Source organism: Alkalihalobacillus trypoxylicola (genome assembly GCF_001590785.1).
Lineage (GTDB): Bacteria > Bacillota > Bacilli > Bacillales > Bacillaceae_D > Alkalihalobacillus > Alkalihalobacillus trypoxylicola.
In genome coordinates, this window is record NZ_LTAO01000037.1 from 58088 (window position 1) to 76033 (window position 17946).

Here is a 17946-nt window from a genome sequence, read left to right on the forward strand (position 1 = left end):
TTTAATTTCTTTTTTATAATTCGTCGTTTTTTAGTTTTAAAAACCAATTTTAAGTACCTACCTTTCTAAGCACTTTTTGCACCAATAAATTAGTACTAACCATAATTATGAATAAAATGGTTGCAATCGCCGAAGCATATCCCATTTCAAATCGGATCGTTCCAAAGTCTATTAAGTGTGTCACTACTGTGTGCGCTGCATAGTTTACACTTGGAAACCCTGCTAATGCCATTGAAATATCAGCTACAGCAAATGCCATTGTTATTTGTAGAACTGAACCTAGTAATAATTGAGGCTTCATTGACGGCAAAGTAATATACCAAAGCTCTTGCCACCTATTTTTAATTCCATCCATTGCTCCTGCCTCAACTAAAGACCGATCAATCGTTTGTAGACCGGCGATAAAGACCAAGAAACTCGTTCCTAAACTGAGCCATAATTGTACAAGTATTACTACCCATAGAACATATTGTTCATCCCGTAACCATTGTATGGGCTCTAACAAAAAACCGGTCTGCATTAAAAAACCATTTAGGTATCCGTACGTATCTCCCGAGAATATAATTAACCAAATAAAAAATACATTTCCCGAAATAGAAGGAGCATAGAAAATGACTGTCATAAACGCTCTCACTTTTGGTGAAAGCTCATTTATAATCCAAGCAAATAAGAAGCAGGCAATATAACTTACTGGACCTGTAATCGCAGCAAAGATGAGTGTATTTTTTAAAGCAATCATAAAAATATCGTCATTTAAAAATAGTCTTGAATAATTTTCCCAACCAACAAATGTTGGCAGCTCCAACATATTAAATGAGAAAAAGCTAAGAAATAAAGAAACCATTACTGGAACAATTGTAAATAAAGTAAAAATAATCATATAAGGAGCCATTAAAATATAATAATGCTTTCCTCGTTTTAACTCCTTTTTAAATTTACTCCATCTTGTTTCCTTATTTGGATAGATTATATTTTCCGTTGGTTGTTCTATTGGCTTTAATGCCATCATCCCCACCTCCTATCCTAATAGGGTAAATTAAATTCTTTTCTTTTAATTTCAATTTCGTCGTTAATATAACGAATATAGTCAGCCAATGCTTCTCGAGGGTTTTCATTTGCATTTACAACTCTTCTAAAAGCATTATCTAAATGTCTTCCGGTAAAATAACCACCTGGTACTTGCGGAATTCCTTGTACCCATTGCCATTGTGTTTCTAAATTTTGATAATCCTCAACTGGCCAAGGTAATTCTTCTAAAGCCTCTATATTAGCCGTAGGATATCGAGCTGCCTCACCAAGTAAGCTTTCCATCTCTCTACCAAAATAAATTTGGGTTTCTCTTTCCGTCCACCATTTCAGAAATTCCCATGATTCATCTTTTTGGTCTGAATTTTCGAGGATCATGACTGCAGTCGATGAACTAGAGACATTATGGCTTATTTGCCCATTTTCTAATTCTGTTCCTGGCACTAATGTAAATTCCCATAACCCTCTAATTTCAGGTGCTAGCACAGATAACATATTATAGGTAGCATAATCTGCTATACCGATTGGCATCTCTCCTACCCTAAAACGGTTAGGGAAGTCAGCCATTAATGGAAATTTATAATTCGTATAAAATTGAGTCCATTGATTGAAGGCTTCTATAGAAATCTCTGAATCTAATGCGCTAGCCTTTTGATCTTCTTGATAAAATTCACCATTATTTTGATAAAGAAGCATACTAAAAGCTGGATTAGGCCCAATCACTGTATTTCCTTCAGCCATAGGATCATCAATTTGCAAATAAAACTCTAAATTGTTTCTCTGTAAAACAGAAATCATGCTGTAGACATCCTCCCATGTTTCTGGCACCTCTAAATTCAACTCTTCTAGAATGTCTTTTCGATAGAAAAGGACAGGAAACATTTGTGTTTCTGGCAATGCAAACACCCCGTTATTAAATCGATAGGGAAGAATTGCGCTCTCACGAAAGCGCTCCGTCACATCGTTAAAATCATCAAAGCCAGACAAATCAGCGGCCGCATTTCTCATTGCATAATTAACCGGAACATCTTCTCCTATTTGCAAAGCAACATCTGGTCCTTCGTCAGCTAAAGTTGCTGGCAATAAAATATTGGCTGGTACCAGTCTTAAGTTAACGGATATACCCGTTTCAGAAGTAAAAGTATCATCAATTAAAGCCTTTAAAATTTGTGCCTGATCTCGACCAGTAGTAATCCACACTGTAATTGATTCATCGAGCATATCTGTATTGCCAATACTGTCATAATCTTCTGTATAAGAAGCAAAAAACGCACCAATTTCATGCTTGGTTCTTTCTAATACGTTTGCCTCTGCTTTTGGTAGTTCCTCACCAGGAGACGAAATCACTAAATAATCTAATGTTAACGGTTGCTCTCGAACCGTTTGTAGCCAAGTTCCAAGTCCACCGACATTTAATTTATACGTATCTAGTCTTCTTGCAATCGTATGAGGATTTTTCACCATATCCTCCAACTGAACGACTGTGGAATGAAGAACAGCAACCTTATCACTTCTTTCACCAGTAGTTGCTTCCAAGTAATCAGCTACACTTCTAATCGTCTCTGCTTGCTCTGTAAAAACGTCTAGCATATCTGGAATTCTTCTTTCTAGTTGGTAATCTCTTAATGGATCAGGAGTATTGGATGTAATCATTAATATTTTTCTATACATCTCATTTAGCTCTAATACAGAAGACTCAATGGTTCTTAATAAAGGAGCTATATCCCCTAATGTCACCATCATCCTTATTTGGTTGGTCCCTTCTTTTAAATGGAATAAATAAGGCTCTTCCTCGGTTCCTAAAACATCATTTTGCCAATTTAAATTATAATTAAATCGAATTAAATTCATTTCCTGAAATGGCTGTTCCCCATTAATCATAATGCTTCTTGTGGAATAGACTCCTCGAAGTAAATCTTGCTTTCGTTTAAAAGCAATCTGATAAAGCCCTTCCTCCTCTACCTCAACTTCCCATTCAATCCATTGACCTGGCTGCTTCCAATTAACTCCACCAATCGTGTTGATTCTCAATTTAGAAACATGATAAGGCTCTACTGTGGGGCTTGAACGATCTGCTAAAGGAAATAATGTAGGAGAGGACTTCCTGATGGCATCTTCGGCTTGAACTTTAATAAATTGTCCTTGTGTTGCTTCAATGCCTTCATCTTGATAATCCTGTTTTACTTCTTCATAGGATTTAGCAGGTACATGCTGATAGAATTCAATATAATCAATGACCATAGGTTCACGTTTTGATACAAACGTTATTTCTTGATTTCCTTCTTCAAAATGAAAAAAATATGGTTCATTAAAATATCCGTTGCTATCAATAAAAGGAGTGGTTAGCCATTCTGGTTGCTCTACCTGCCTAGGGCGTAATTCATTATCTCGGTTATCCTTAATTATTTCGTCGTTTTCATTTCCCCAAACTCGATCAAAGAGAATAAAATCCGCACCATTAAAAGGAACTTCTCCATTTATACGAATCTCTCTTTCTATAGCTGATGACTTACCCTCCATTGGATAATAATGAATTCTCACATTATATAATCCTGACTCTTCAACCGGAACATTCCAGGTAATCGTTCCTTGTTCAGGAGTAAGAACAGCCTTACCATCCAACCCTTCAAAATCATCAAAAATTTGAAATCCTTCACCATCACTCTCTATATAATTTTCTCCTTCAATTCTTATCGTGGTTTCTGGCTTTTTTGCAGAAGAATGCAAATCTAAATAATGCTCGTAACTGTCTTCATTACTATCATTAATGACAGCAGTAAATTCAGCCAATCCATGATTAGATATTGGTTTAGCAGAATTAATAGAATGTAAAATGATTAGTGAAGAAAGTAGTATCACAATATATAAAGGGATACGTACATATTTGTTTTTCAATATGTACAATTTTCTCTCCTCCTTCAGCTGAGTTTTCATTTTTCAAAACCTTTTCGTTAAATGCAATTAAACATTAAAGAAATAGACCTTCTAAGAACTGTTGGTTTATGTAACTGTAATAGGAGCTTTATTTATTACTAGTTTAACTATCTTTCGATTGAAAATTTCTCACTTCGTTTTCTAGGTTATAGAATGAGAGGAAAGGGACAGATTAGTCTAAAAACTACTTATCTATCCCTATTTCTCATTAATATTAGCTTCATCTAATTAGAATTATTCACTCTGTTGAAAAACCTCATCAATAGCAGCTTGATAGGAATCTTTATACATTTCAACAACAGTTGATACTGAAGTTCCTTCTAATAATTCAGCTTCTAAAGCATAATAATCTAAATTTGGATAGGTAAAATGATCTAATACGAGTAAATTGTTGGTTACTAAACGAGCATTTTCGATATCCTCTTCATTTGTAAAATTAGATTCATAGCTAGCCTGGCCTGGGTAGTCATAGATAGAATCTATATCATTAATTTTTTCCCATATATACATAAGCTGCTCTGGATTCTCCACGCTTTTAGGTATGGTTAAAGCTTGAAATAGCGCTTCATACGTATAGTATTCTGTTACACTTGGCCCTTTTGGAAAGGGTACAAAACCTAAGTCATATTCTGGCATATCTGTTTGGAAGCCATTAAATTCATAAAGTGCTCCAGAGTACATTAAAGTATTTCCCTGTCTAAAAAATTGACTTGGCTCTGTCCAATCTCCACCTTCTGTCGGACGTGAAACTTGTTCACTTACCATTCTTGAAACCATATTTAATGCTTCAACTGTTGCCGAATCATCCAAATTTTGCTGGTCGTCAACGGTTAAAGATGTATTATTAGAAGCTAAAAACCTTTCGAGCATACCGCGATTTGCAATTCCCCATGTATCGACTGTTCCATCATTATTTGTATCTTGATTGGCCTCAAGAGCTACATCTATAAAAGTATCCCAATTCCAATTATCTTCATCTACATAATCTTGGAGCGATTTCATTCCTAATTCATTCAATAGCGTTCGATTATAAAAGATTCCCTGGACTATATTTGAACGGTCTTCTGTAAAACCGTATCCACGACCTTCGAATGTGTACAAATCATTTGTAACAGCTTGATTAAACACATTTTCATTTTGGGTATATTCATCTATAGGCCATAATAAATCTTGTTGAACAAGAGTTGGAACTGTATACGTTTTACCTAAACGCACAATATCTCCAATCGGCTCACCCGCTAATAAAGATGCCGTAACTCTTTGTTGGTATTCTCCATAATCGATTGCTACATATTCTATTTCGAAATTATGCTTCTCCATCAGCTTTTCTAAATTTTTCTTCCTTTCAATACTATCTGGATTATCTTCACCAATTGTCATATCCCACCAAGAAACCACTTTAATGGTTTTACCACCTAAATCAAAATCCATCTCTGGTGTTCGATTTACTTGCTCGATATCCTCTGTATTTTCTTCTTCAGTTTCTTCAAGGATTTCCTCTTGATTTTCATCTTCATCAACAACCTCTTCTGAAGTATTCGTTGATTCATTACCACATGCAGCCAACAAAATTAAAAATAAACTAATAATAAGTACAAAGCACCTTCTCATTCATATCCCCCGTTTCTTATTATGTTTAATGCAAATGATTACTCATAATATAGCGCTTACATTAATTATGTAACAACCTGTGAGACATTAGCTTTTAGACCTGTCTAATTCTATTTCTCTTGTAATGTAAACGTTTTCTTAAGAGGTCATATCTAAGATATATAGAGGATTGTATCCTTTCTAAAGAATTGCTCTCTTTAGGACCTCTGAACCTTCTTTCTGAGGGATTTTTTTCCAAATAATTTAGTATGATTGGAAAAATATAAATATTTGTGAGAAATATAAAAAAAAGCACGTTTTTTTATAGGTGGTTTATTTTATACAATTAAATTAAAGTATATATTTTTGTAATTTTTATAATATACAGATAATTAATAAGGGGGCATACTTATATGTACAAAGTTTTATTAGTTGATTCAGATATTGAATCTAGAAAACGTTTAAATGAAACGATTTACTGGGAGCACTTTGGCTTTCAATTAGAAGATTATGCTGAAACAATGAAACAAGCATTATCCCTTTATCACAAAAATAATTATGCAGTCATTTTTATTAATTTATCTCCATTAAATGAGAAAGGAATACGACTTTGTGAACGTATTAGATTGGACAGCCAAATCCCTATAATCCTGTTTGGTGGTAGTAGAGATTTTAATTTTGTTAAACGAGTAATCAATCTTCAAATTACTGAATATCTAGTAGAACCTGTACGATATAGCGACCTAGTCTCCAGTCTTCTTAGAGTTAAAAGAAGTTTAGATCGTTCAAGAGATCATTCCTTAGTAAGCCATAAACGAAAACCTGTATCACACAAGAAGGTTTCAAATATTATTGATGAAATCAAAGAGTACGTCGAGAAATCCATTCATGAAAATATCACATTAAAGGAAATATCAGATAGCCTCCATTACAATTGCTCATATTTAGGTCAGAAATTTAAAAATCACGAGAAAATGACTTTTCATCAATATCTTCTAAAGCAACGAATGGAAAAAGCTAAATTCCTACTCGACCATACCGATATGAGGATATATGAAGTAGCAAATGAAGTAGGATACACAGATTTAGATTGGTTTTACAAAAAATTTAAATTGCATACAGGTGTAAGCGCTTCCAACTATCGTAAGAAATTAGAGGTTTTGAGCAGCTAATCTTTAGTGGAAATCCGCTAGCTTACGTCTTTTAGAGAGAATCTAGCAGTTCAAAAATAACCTCCTTCTTTTCATAAGAAGGAGGTTTCTTACTGATTATTTGTGTTTGCATCCATTACACATCATTTTAAGATTCACTAAATGTGATGATTTAAAACAGCTATGGATTCCCTGCCTCTTTTTAACATTTATAATACCTTTTGTAGCAGCCTTTTACTTGTTTTATCTAATGCCGAAAAATCTTCAATACGAACTTCTAAATGCTCATCATCTTTAATCATGATATAGCCCTCATTAGTTACCTGAATATGATCATGCACATTTCGTAATAATAATTCAATGCTTCCGCGATCGGTTTCAAAGTTAAAAATCCATAATCCCGGCTCTGATTTAATCGATAGTACTTTCGTTACCTTCGGAATCATATAATACGTTCTCAATTGTATAAGTGCTGCCTTTCTACTCTCATCATCTAGTTCTTGTAAATCAAAGATAAGACCAATTTCCTCCTTATCCTTCTTTCTCACTGAAATATATTGATGAGGATACTTATGTGGAAAAGCTCTTAGCAATTGTACTTCTTTATAATGTTCATTCAGAATGGTTGCATGTAAAATCCCAGATGGATCTCTTCTTAACGTTATAGTTTCAGCTTCTAAATAAGAAAAAATCTCGGAATTTTTCATCCAGTCCCCACTCCTTTTATTTGTGATAATTCTTTTTGAGCCTCCACTAGTTTATAATAGATACCCTTTTTTTCTAAGAGTTGATTATGAGTTCCTATTTCAGCTATTTCGCCTTGATCTATAACAACTAAGCGGTCTGCATTTCGTAAGGTTGATAACCTATGAGCAATTGCAAAGGTCGTTCTTCCTTTCATTAAACGAGTCAAAGCTTCTTGAATTTTTTTCTCTGTGTCTGTATCCACAGAGGCGGTCGCCTCATCTAAAATTAATATTTTTGACTGATGAAAAATCGCTCTAGCGATTGCTATTCGTTGCTTCTGTCCACCTGATAAAAGTTGGCCTCTTTCCCCAACTCGCGTATCGTAACCATCCGGCATCTCAATAATAAAATCATGTGCGTTAGCTACTTTCGCTGCATGCATAATTTCTTCAGGACTTCCATTTTCATTAGCATAAGCAATATTCTCAGCCACTGTGCCATCAAAAAGAAAGGTCTCCTGTAATACGACCCCTATATGACGGTGTAAATCGTCTTGAGAAGTATCTTTTAAATTTATTCCATCTAAATAAATATTCCCTTCATCTGGGTCATAAAAGCGATTTAGTAAATTAATTAAAGTAGACTTTCCAGCTCCAGAATGACCGACAAGACCAATCATTTCTCCTGGCTTTACTGTAAGATTAATTTTCTTTAAGACAGGACGATGTGATTCATAACCAAAGGTGACATTCTGAAAATCGATTTGTCCCTCTACCGTATTTAATCTAGCAGGATTTTTAGCAATTGGAACGTCCAGCTTTGTGTCCATAATTTCAAAGATTCGATCGGCAGATGCAAAAGCTCTACTCATCCAGTTTAGCGCTTGACTAAACCATTGAAGTGGACCAAAAAACATTCCTAAATAAGCAATAAAAGCCATTAATGTACCTAACGTTATTTGGTTAGAAACGACCGCCTGCCCACCAAAATACCAAACCAATAAGGCACCTATCCCCGTAACAAAAGAAAAAACAGGAAAAATCCCTTGCCACATTCCGTCTGTTCGAATCGTTTCATCCTTTACAACCTGACTAGCATTGTCATACCTTTTTTTCTCTTGATTTTCTTGTCCGAACGCTTTAACGACTCGAATTCCTTGTAAAGAATCACCAACAGTCATATTTAATTGATTAATAGAGCGCCACTGGCTATACCATCTGTTTCTAATATATGGCCACATTAGCTTTGAAAAAAGAAAGACGAATGGTGCGGGGAGCACCGCAATGATTGCCAGCCTCCAATCCATTACAAGCATGACTATTAATATAGAAAGAAGCATAAGAACTTGGCCTGCAATAAATAAGATGCCATCAGTAAGAAATTGACGGATAGCCTCCACATCGCTATTAACACGACTTATAAATTGTGTGATTCTACTTTTTTCGAAAAAGCTCATAGAAAGATTCATTAGAGACTTATAAGTATCTTTGCGTAAATCATTCATAATATGACTACCAACCCAAACTCCTAAGTACCCTCTTACTATTGCTAACGCTTCTTGTAAAAGCTGAGTTGCTGTTAAGGCTAACACAAGTACTAGTAGAAGCATTCCAGTCGCTTTTGGTTCTAAAACCTCATCTACGATTACCTTTGTTAAGTAAGGAGGTATTAACGTAATTAGTGTAGCTGTTATCATCATTAATGACGCTGCAATCATTCTGCCTCTATAAGGCTTTGTATAGTCTAATATTCTGAATATAACTTTTCTTTTATCCACGCATCTTCTGCACACATTCGTCCATTCTGGTAAAGGTCTTCCACAGCTAGTGCAAGAAGCGGGTAAATTAGATGTAGAGCCTTGTAAAATTCCCTCTTTTCGGAATGACTCTATCATTTCGCAAGCAACAGAAAATAATTTCATTTTACTGCTTGTAAATCGACAAATAATCTGTGAATAGCCTTCTTCAGTCTCAATGAGTAAATAACCACCACCGACAACATTTTCAATAGTTGCCGCTTTTATTTGCTCTAAAAAAAGCTGAGTTTTCTTTTTTCCATTATTATCTAAAACGATTAATTCTTCATTTGTTAATATAAGCCAATCATTTACAAAGTGTCCTTCAGAATCAATATCAAAGGCTGCAGAAAATTGTACTTCATTATTTACTTTAATAAACTCTGGCAGTGGTTGTTGAATGGACATTATATCCCCCTTTTTAACAAAGCTATATTATTGAAAGGACCAGTTTTCTAAAAACAAAAACTCTGAATTTCCTCCGCCATTTAAAATGATGTATATATCATGTGTCCCTTTACTTATTCTTAAATCAACCTCGACCGTCTTCCACTCCTCTTGTCCTGAGATAGGAGCCTCTATATTCGCCAAAATAGGGCCTTGAAGTGATTGTGCTCTTATTTGTAACGACAGATTTTTATACTCACACAGAACCAATGCAGAGAACAATCGAACACCTTCTGAGAAATTGACACCAGAAAGAGCAATCCAATCCCCGCTTTTTAGTGAGACAACTCGCTTTTCATTGTGCTTAATTTGCTTATTTAGCACTTCAATACGTGAGCTCCATGCAAAGTCTGTGCTCGTAGAAACTTGAGGATAATCTTGAATTTGTTCAACACCCTTCATATTCGCTTCAACTTCCTGAATAGATCCGTCATGGTTCATTTCAAGTCTATTAATATGTGTGGAGCGATACCCTTTTGGTACGCCAAGAGCTTTTGATAAAGTTTGAGCATGATAAGTTATATACCAGTTATCTTTAAATTGAAAAATAGCATGATGATTATTTCCTCCTACTTGAAAGAAATGAGATGGATTTTTCAAAATGGTCTTTTGGTACGTCCATGGCCCCATTGGTGAGTGACTAGTCATATAGGCGATTTCACCAGCACCAGGACTTCCTTCAGGTCTCTCACCTTTATAGAAATTAGAGCAATAGGAATAATAATACGTATCATTCACTCTGTGAATGCCCGAATCCTCGAACATAAAAGGTGCAGGGAGTGAAGTGGCTTCGCCAAGTACACTAATCATATCTTCACCTAACTCCATTACTCTAGCGGTATTTGGCATTTCATATTCGCCCTCAGGGAGACCACCACCAAAATAAATGTATGCACTCTCATCCTTATCTACTAATACCGCAGGATCAAATAACCATGTAACTCCCTCAACACCAGGTGTTTCCCTTGATATAAGCGGTTTCTTTATAGGATCTATCCATGGACCTATTGGAGTTTCACTCGTTAATACTCCGATCCCACTTGCGTTATTAGCAAAATAGAGGAAAAAACGATCCTGACCGTTTATTTTTTTGTATGCAGCTGCAGGAGCCCAAGATTGAGTAGCCCACTTTGCTGCACCTTCAGTACCAGCGATAGAAATTTCACCATGATCGGTCCAATTTACTAAATCACTAGTGGAAATCACAGAAATTTTATTAATGTTTGCATATGTATTTTCCTTTAATTGACCATTTTCATTATATTCAAAGTGATCATTTGTATTATATATATAGACTCTATCTTTATAAACTAGAGCATAAGGGTCTGCTCCAAACTTGTGTGACACAAGAGGATTTCCATTTCTCGGAGTTTTCCCTATCGCTTCTTTTATGTGATCATCGATATTCATATCATTTCTCCCGTCTATTTTTAATTTGGATATATCAAATTTTATGGTCTTCATTCCTTCAAAACAACCTGTCTTTTACCTTTTATTAACCCTTCAAACCATAGGTATTTATACAATAAAAAGCTAGCTTGATTAAAATCAAAGCTAGCTTTTTTTACTCATGATAGTTTTTTGAGCTTTTCTATTTAAAATTCGTTGAAACCTTGGACGATTATAGCGTTGAACAATAATAATAGGTATGTTAATGATAAGTGCATATAAAATCATAATCCATCCGGCCCAAAGCGGATTCCAAAGGAAAAATAGAAAGGCAGGTAGAATGGAAAGCCAATGGGTAAACTCAGCTCTTCTAGACTCTTGAATGTACCTTTCAAAATAATCATCTTCTTTAGTAAAGCTAAAGCTTTTGTTAAAGCCCATTCCAAGAAGCTTTGTTCCATCAGGTATTTTTTCCTTCCACCTTTTCATCGCAAATAGCTTTTCCCAGAATAGACCGTTTTTCTCCCATTTCTTTATATGATATAACCAGCGATCTTTTTTAAATAGAGATACTGGTAAATTTACAGTCACATAAGAAATAAACAGATGGAAGAACATCCAGGCTGCAATATTAACTATCAATAACCACCCTAATGATAGTTCAATTATAGGCATATTCCTTTTCCCTTCCTCTTATACATTAACTTTCCTTCCACGCCATTGCACTCTCTTTTTGATTTTGGTCAAATAGCTTGAACGAATAAACAAAAAGGTAAAGAAAAAAAAGAATAATGGATAAAACATTAATAAAATAGGCGAAAAATTCCCTGCAAGCCGTGATAAGTAAAGTAACACACCATAATAAGCTACATATAAAGCCACGAAAATGAATAGCCACAGCGTTACATTCTCTAGTAAGAAAAGGCTAAGAGCAAGAGCAGGAAGCAAAAAGGCTCCTGTTATCCACATACTTATAGAAAACATGATTGTCGATTGAGTAGACTTAGAAGCTGTAGCAAAACCTTTTGTCCAACCTTCCAACAAACTCTGAATTCCTTCTGAATACATTCTAAATTGTATAAAACCTTTACCAAGCCTTAACCTTACTGGATATCCAGCTTTTTTAAATACCTCTCCTAAAACGATATCATCCATAATAGCCTCTCCGACAGCTTCATGACCTCCTGTTTGAAAATATTCTGTTCTTGTACAAAGAATACATGGTCCAAATGCACCTGCTGCTTGGTCTTTTTTTGCTAACAAAGAAAAGCTATTCATACCTGCTAAAACGATTATATTGAAGATAACGGATAAGTTTTCATACAGTTTTTTTATTTTATGATAAGGCTGAACCGATAAAATTCCTGTTGCTCCAACCTTTGAGAAGTGTGAGGTATAATCGGTTAAGCTATTTTTGTGAATAAGCTCGGTATCAGCATCTAAGAAAAGCAACCAACTTCCTTTAGCAGCCGTAGCACCCTGCCAACAAGCAGCAGATTTACCTTTCCAATCGGTTAATGCTTGGTCTACTGACACAACCTTACAGCCGTATGATTTAGCAATACTTGCTGTTTCATCGCTTGATTCATCGTCAACTACAATCATTTCCAAGGGCTTCTCATTTTGAGATGAAAGAGATTGAAGTAATGGTTTGATTCTTAATGCTTCGTTTCGAGCTGGTATAATCACCGATACATTCTGTAAATTACCTTTAGAAGCTACTCCTTTTTCTTTAGGTATAAAAGATGCTTTAGCTAATAAGCTTAGTCCGGCAATAATCGAAAGTACTATGATAAAAATACCTACACTTATAATCAAAATAAGCATAAAAGTAATCACCCTTTATGATCTGATTCTTTTTGAACAATCTTGTCTCTTACTTGCTGACCACTTAAGACTACCATTGGCATTCCCCCACCTGGATTGACTGTTCCTCCTGCAAAATAAAGATTGTCATACTTTTCACTTTGTTTAGGGTGTTTGAAGCCTTTATTTTTCTTTTTATCGGAAACCGTTCCATAAATCGATCCGCGGTGTGAACCATACATCCGTTGAATATCATGAGGAGTCCACATATCCTCCGTTACGATATTCTTTCTTAAATCTCTTAAACCCATCTTTTCTAATTTAATAAGTACTCTTTCTCTTAATTGCTTATAATCTTCTTTTGTAAAAGGATTATCTTGAATATAAGGAATATGAGGCAGTACTTTCAAATTCTCATAACCAGAAGGTGCTTGAGATTTATCCGTTTTATTCGCATTCACTAAATAAATCGTCGGGTCATCTGGTAGCTCTTTTTTATGAAAAACTTTATCCATTTGCTCTTTTAAATCATGAGAAAAAAAGAAATTATGATGAGCCAATTGTGGATAAGAGCCTTTTACCCCTAAATGAAGAACTAAACCAGAGCTAGAAGGTTCAAATTTCTCTTCCATTTTTTCGATTTCTTTTTTATCTTCCTGCAAAAGCTTCTCATAAGTAGGGATCACTTCCATATTTGAGACATAATAATCGGCGCTATACTTGTAGCCATCCTCTAATTCTACCGCAGTTATTTTGCCCTTTTCTTTATGAAGCTTTTGGACAGCTTGACCGAGATGAAAAGTTACTCCTACCTCCTTAGCTAATTTCACTAAAGCATCCGCAATTCGATTCATACCACCAGGTACATACCAAACTCCTTGTTTGTGCTGCATATAAATCATCATATTTAATACAGCAGGTGCATCGTAAGGAGATGAGCCGACATATTTAATAAAATAAGCTAACGCCTTCTTCAGCTCAGGATGACGAATATACTTATCGATCCCATCATACATAGTTGAATGTATATGAAAGCTACGCAATGAATTGATAATTCCATGCTCCTTTAAAATCTCCTGCATATTATCAAGACCTTTAGCAAAATACCCTTTATCTGTTGCATCATATAATTTCTTAGCGTATTTAAGAAACTTTTCATAGTCTTGAATATCTTTATCAGAAAGCTCTTCATTTTTTTGAAGCATTTCTTGAAGATCTCCGTACAGGTCTACTTTTTTACCATTCGTATGAAAGGTTCTCCACTCATGATTTATTCGAATGATTTCAAGATAATCTTTCATTTTCAAACCGCTTCTTGCAAAAAGCCTTTCAAAAATATGAGGCATCGTAAGAATACTAGGACCTAAATCAAATCCAAATCCGTCTTGCTCTAATCGATTTAATTTACCACCTAGATGTTCGTTTTTTTCAAAAAGAGTAACGTCAAAATTTTCCTGAGCTAATGATATGGCTGCAGATAAACCTCCGAGCCCCCCACCAATAACAATGACTTTTTTTCTATTTATTTGCATTCTGTCCTCCTAATTGGCAACATCCATTTGTGTAGTTCTGATGATTTCACCTATAACAGCGGTTGAAACCTTATTATTTTTCCCAAAACATTGATAGCCATTTTTGCGGACGACATTTAATATTGCCCGATATACTCTTGCTGCAGACAATACCTGCCTCTTACTATCCATATCAAATTGGTATAAGCTTTTTTCAAAAAGATCATATTTATCCTCAGCAATAGTAGCAAGGTATTCCCAAATATTTATAAATGATTGATTAACTGTACAAGTTTGTACATGTTCATCTGTATAATGTTGTTCTATCATTAAATCAACAGGTAAATAGACTCGTTGATATTTCTGAACATCTTCAAATACATCTCGAAGAATATTAGTGATTTGCATAGCAATTCCAAGATCAACGGCTACCTCTTTTAAATTCAAATGATTCTCAGAAGCTATGATTGGAATCAGCATTAAACCGACGGTACCGGCAACATAATAGCTATATTGCTCAAGTCCAACTAAATTCTCTGGACTTTTAAATTGTAAATCCATCCCTTGCCCTTTTAGTTGATCATAAAAGGGCTGAATGTCCATATCATAACGATTAAAAACATCTCTTAGAGCTCTCCATAAAGGTGATGGCAGTTCTTGGCCTTTTTCAAACAATTCTAGTTCAAATTTTAATTGAGATAACTTCTCTACTTTACTTGAGAGACTACCCTCTTGGTCAACGGTATTATCAGCAAATCGACAAAATGCATAAATGGCGAAAACAGCATTTGCTTTTGGCTCCGGCAACTGTTTAAACGTATAATAAAAGCTTTTAGAATGTTTTTTTATAACTTTTTCACAAAAATCATAATCTGCTTTCAACTGTGGACTCTGCTTCGTTAACATAATCAGCCACCTTTATCTTCTTATTTTGAGTAACACCATCATCAAGCATTAATTCACCTGTCGCAATTTTAGCTGATAATAAAACAATTGGAACACCAGCACCAGGGTGAGTACTACTACCTGTAAAATATAGATTTTCGCAATTTTTTGCTTTACTCTGTGGTCTCATGTGATTACTTTGCGTTAAGGTTGGTCTTAATCCAAAGCAAGCACCGTTATAAGCATTAAGCTTTTCTTTAAAATCAACCGGAGTCATATAGGTTTCAGAAACGATTTCTTGTTCAATATTTTCAAAGCCTTTCATTTTCTTCAACTTCGAAAATACCTGATTTCGGTAATAAAAAATCGTTTCTTCATTCCATTCATATTTTGAAGTCGATAAATCAGAAACTGGAACAAGAATATATAGACCATCTTTTCCCTCAGGGGCAAGAGTAGGATCCATTTTTGAAGCAATATACATATAAAAAGAAGGATTATTAAGCTTTTCTCCATTAAAAATTCCATCTATATTTTCTTTTAAACCTTCACTAAAGAAAAAATTATGAACGGTATCTAGCTCATCATATTTTTTGTCCATTCCTAGATACATCAAAAAGCATGAGCAAGAATATTTCATTTTGTCGATTTTTTTGTTTGTATATTTCCCTTTTGCTTTTTCGTCTTGAACTAAATTCTTCATCGCATATGGAAAATCAGCATTACACATAACAAAGTCTGCCTTAACTTCCTCATCCTTTAAAGCGATCCCAACTGCTCGTCTATCCTCAATTAGAATTTTCTCTACATCTGAATGGTAGTGAATCTCTCCTCCTAATTCCTTGAACAGCTTCTCCATGGCAGTTGCCATAGTATACATACCACCTTTAATAAACCATACGCCATACATCAATTCGATCATTGGAATGATACTGTATAAAGAAGGTCCACTATAAGGTGAGATACCGATATATAAAGTTTGAAAGCTTAGCATTTGTTTAATTCTCTCATCCTTTACATGCTTACCTATAAATGCATCTGCACTTCCTAGCGTTTTAAGCTTTAGCCCTTGCCAAAGCATATAAGGATTATAAAAATCAAAAGCATTCCTAAATGGCCTTTGTAAAAAGTGATTTTTTGCAACGTTAAAACGTTTGTAAATTTTTTGAAGATAGGTTAAGAAACCTTCAGCATCCTGGTCATTAATTTCTTCCAACATTTTCGTTAAATGAATGAGATCAGAGGAAACTTCATATTGATCGTCTACATGTTCACCAAAATATACGGAATACATCGGATCCAGCTTCTCCATTGGAATATAATCATCAGGGTTTCTACCTGCTAGCTTAAATACTTCTTGATATAACTCTGGCATCATCACAAGACTAGGACCTAAATCAAATAAATAATCACCTAGTTCTATTCGATTCATTTTGCCACCTGGAGTACTATTTTTCTCATAAATTACCACTTGGTAGCCAGCTACCTGCAAACGGATAGCACTAGCTAAACCTGCAACTCCTGCACCAATTACTACAACTTTTTTTATCTTTTTCATAGAACCCCCACATTATTTGATATAAAATAGAAAATTTTTTAAACATTATATTCTCTTATACCCAAACCATTCATTTATCAAACGATAAATGAAAAATATTTTTGTAATTTAATTCAACCAAAAAGAGCTTCACTTATCAAGTGATAAGTGAAGCTCTTTTTAATTTTCGATTGTTCCATATAAAATAATGTCAACATGTGTCTTAAACTGCTCTTTCAAAGATTCAGGATTTCCTTTTGAAAGCATGGCTTGTCCGAGAGTAAACAAACAAAACCTAGCTGCCTGTTCTGGTGTAATTTGCTTTCGCAAATGCTTTTTTTCGTTTCTTTCAAATAAATCCATAAAAGGCTCCAAATAGGTTTGACGCCAGATAGAATAGATTTTATATTTATTCTCCTCAGAAAGCTCAAGTGATATATCATGCATCATTAACATAATACTTGATGGATGCTCAATTGAGAGAATAATAAGCATTTCCTCTATTGCTTTAGCCATATCATCCTTTGATACCTGTTTGAGCTTTTTCTGAATGGAAAGAACAAACCTTTCTAGCATAACCATATACAAGGATTCTTTGTCTTTAAAGTGATGATATAGGGTTGGTTGTGTGACTTTCGCGTGCTGAGCGATTTCTCTAGTAGAAACTGCGCGAAATCCTTTTTCCATAAATAAATCTTCTGCTACATCTAAAATTCTTTTTCTCGTTCTTTCTAATTCTTCAACTCTAGTTAACTTCTTCATCATTATCCCCTAATTCCAAATAATCTTTATAATCGGGTTTGATTACTATATTCTTACTCTATGTATCGTTCAGTTACTTTTAACCCATTTTTTATCTAGTTAGTGAATTTCATATTTGCTCTATAAGTGAACGAAACCGAACATCTACGATCAAAATGTCTTGAATCTTTGCGAATTCACTGTTGATTGTAACGATAGGTAGTGACTCTCAAAGGATGAGTGCAGTTTGAAAATCCACTCTGACGAAGCTTTGCGTAGTCAGAGTTAGCTGAAGACAAGCCTTGGGAAAGCATCTACCTATAGTGGAAATCAAAAACCTAACCGTTCAATTTTTATTAAAAAATGTACTGAATGTTTTCGAATTCACTCTTTGATTGTAACGGTAGGTAGTGACTCCCGAAGGATCAGCGCAGTCTGAAGATCCAC

13 protein-coding genes are annotated in these 17946 nt (G+C 34.8%); 1 reads left to right on the forward strand and 12 read right to left on the reverse strand.

Annotation, left to right across the window (positions count from 1 at the left end):
- Positions 1-49: 49 nt before the first annotated feature.
- From AZF04_RS17830 to AZF04_RS17840, 3 genes are all read right to left on the reverse strand, one after another.
- Entirely contained in the window at positions 50-1006 is a 957-nt protein-coding gene (locus AZF04_RS17830) for a carbohydrate ABC transporter permease (RefSeq protein ID WP_061949931.1), read from the reverse strand.
- 17 nt (positions 1007-1023) lie between these two features.
- Entirely contained in the window at positions 1024-3930 is a 2907-nt protein-coding gene (locus AZF04_RS17835; RefSeq protein ID WP_235600023.1) for an extracellular solute-binding protein, read from the reverse strand.
- A 264-nt stretch (positions 3931-4194) separates the two neighbouring features.
- Positions 4195-5571 (reverse strand): ABC transporter substrate-binding protein, encoded by a 1377-nt coding sequence (locus tag AZF04_RS17840; RefSeq protein ID WP_061949932.1) that lies wholly within the window; start codon positions 5569-5571, stop codon positions 4195-4197.
- Between the two features lie 392 nt (positions 5572-5963).
- Here AZF04_RS17840 and AZF04_RS17845 point away from each other — a divergent pair, with 392 nt between their 5' ends.
- Positions 5964-6722, forward strand: a complete 759-nt coding sequence (locus AZF04_RS17845; RefSeq protein ID WP_061949933.1) for a helix-turn-helix domain-containing protein — start codon at positions 5964-5966, stop codon at positions 6720-6722.
- Between the two features lie 188 nt (positions 6723-6910).
- Here the strand turns inward: AZF04_RS17845 and AZF04_RS17850 are convergent, their stop codons facing one another.
- The 9 genes from AZF04_RS17850 to AZF04_RS17890 all read right to left on the reverse strand — a co-directional run bounded on the left by AZF04_RS17850 (position 6911) and on the right by AZF04_RS17890 (position 17520).
- Positions 6911-7408 carry a DUF1854 domain-containing protein gene (locus tag AZF04_RS17850; protein WP_061949934.1) on the reverse strand — a complete coding sequence of 166 codons (498 nt, stop codon included), beginning with the start codon at positions 7406-7408 and terminating at the stop codon, positions 6911-6913.
- Entirely contained in the window at positions 7405-9591 is a 2187-nt protein-coding gene (locus AZF04_RS17855) for an ABC transporter ATP-binding protein (RefSeq protein WP_061949935.1), read from the reverse strand. Before AZF04_RS17855 ends, AZF04_RS17850 begins: the two co-directional genes overlap by 4 nt.
- A gap of 27 nt (positions 9592-9618) precedes the next feature.
- The gene (locus AZF04_RS17860; RefSeq protein ID WP_235600024.1) at positions 9619-11040 is read right to left on the reverse strand and encodes a glycoside hydrolase family 43 protein; all 1422 of its coding nucleotides are present in this window, start codon (positions 11038-11040) and stop codon (positions 9619-9621) included.
- Positions 11041-11184: 144 nt separating this feature from the next.
- A complete protein-coding gene (locus AZF04_RS17865) occupies positions 11185-11694 on the reverse strand; it encodes a glycosyl-4,4'-diaponeurosporenoate acyltransferase CrtO family protein (protein WP_061949936.1) in 510 nt (169 codons plus the stop codon).
- 18 nt (positions 11695-11712) lie between these two features.
- On the reverse strand, positions 11713-12846 hold the full coding sequence (locus tag AZF04_RS17870) for a glycosyltransferase family 2 protein (RefSeq protein ID WP_061949937.1): 1134 nt from the start codon (positions 12844-12846) through the stop codon (positions 11713-11715).
- Positions 12847-12854: 8 nt separating this feature from the next.
- Positions 12855-14357, reverse strand: a complete 1503-nt coding sequence (locus tag AZF04_RS17875; protein ID WP_061949938.1) for a phytoene desaturase family protein — start codon at positions 14355-14357, stop codon at positions 12855-12857.
- Between the two features lie 9 nt (positions 14358-14366).
- A complete protein-coding gene (locus AZF04_RS17880; RefSeq protein WP_061949939.1) occupies positions 14367-15242 on the reverse strand; it encodes a phytoene/squalene synthase family protein in 876 nt (291 codons plus the stop codon).
- Complete coding sequence (locus AZF04_RS17885) at positions 15202-16779, reverse strand: phytoene desaturase family protein (RefSeq protein ID WP_081766744.1); 1578 nt, start codon at positions 16777-16779, stop codon at positions 15202-15204. Before AZF04_RS17885 ends, AZF04_RS17880 begins: the two co-directional genes overlap by 41 nt.
- 159 nt (positions 16780-16938) lie before the next feature.
- On the reverse strand, positions 16939-17520 hold the full coding sequence (locus tag AZF04_RS17890) for a TetR/AcrR family transcriptional regulator (protein ID WP_235600025.1): 582 nt from the start codon (positions 17518-17520) through the stop codon (positions 16939-16941).
- Between the last annotated feature and the right edge of the window lie 426 nt (positions 17521-17946).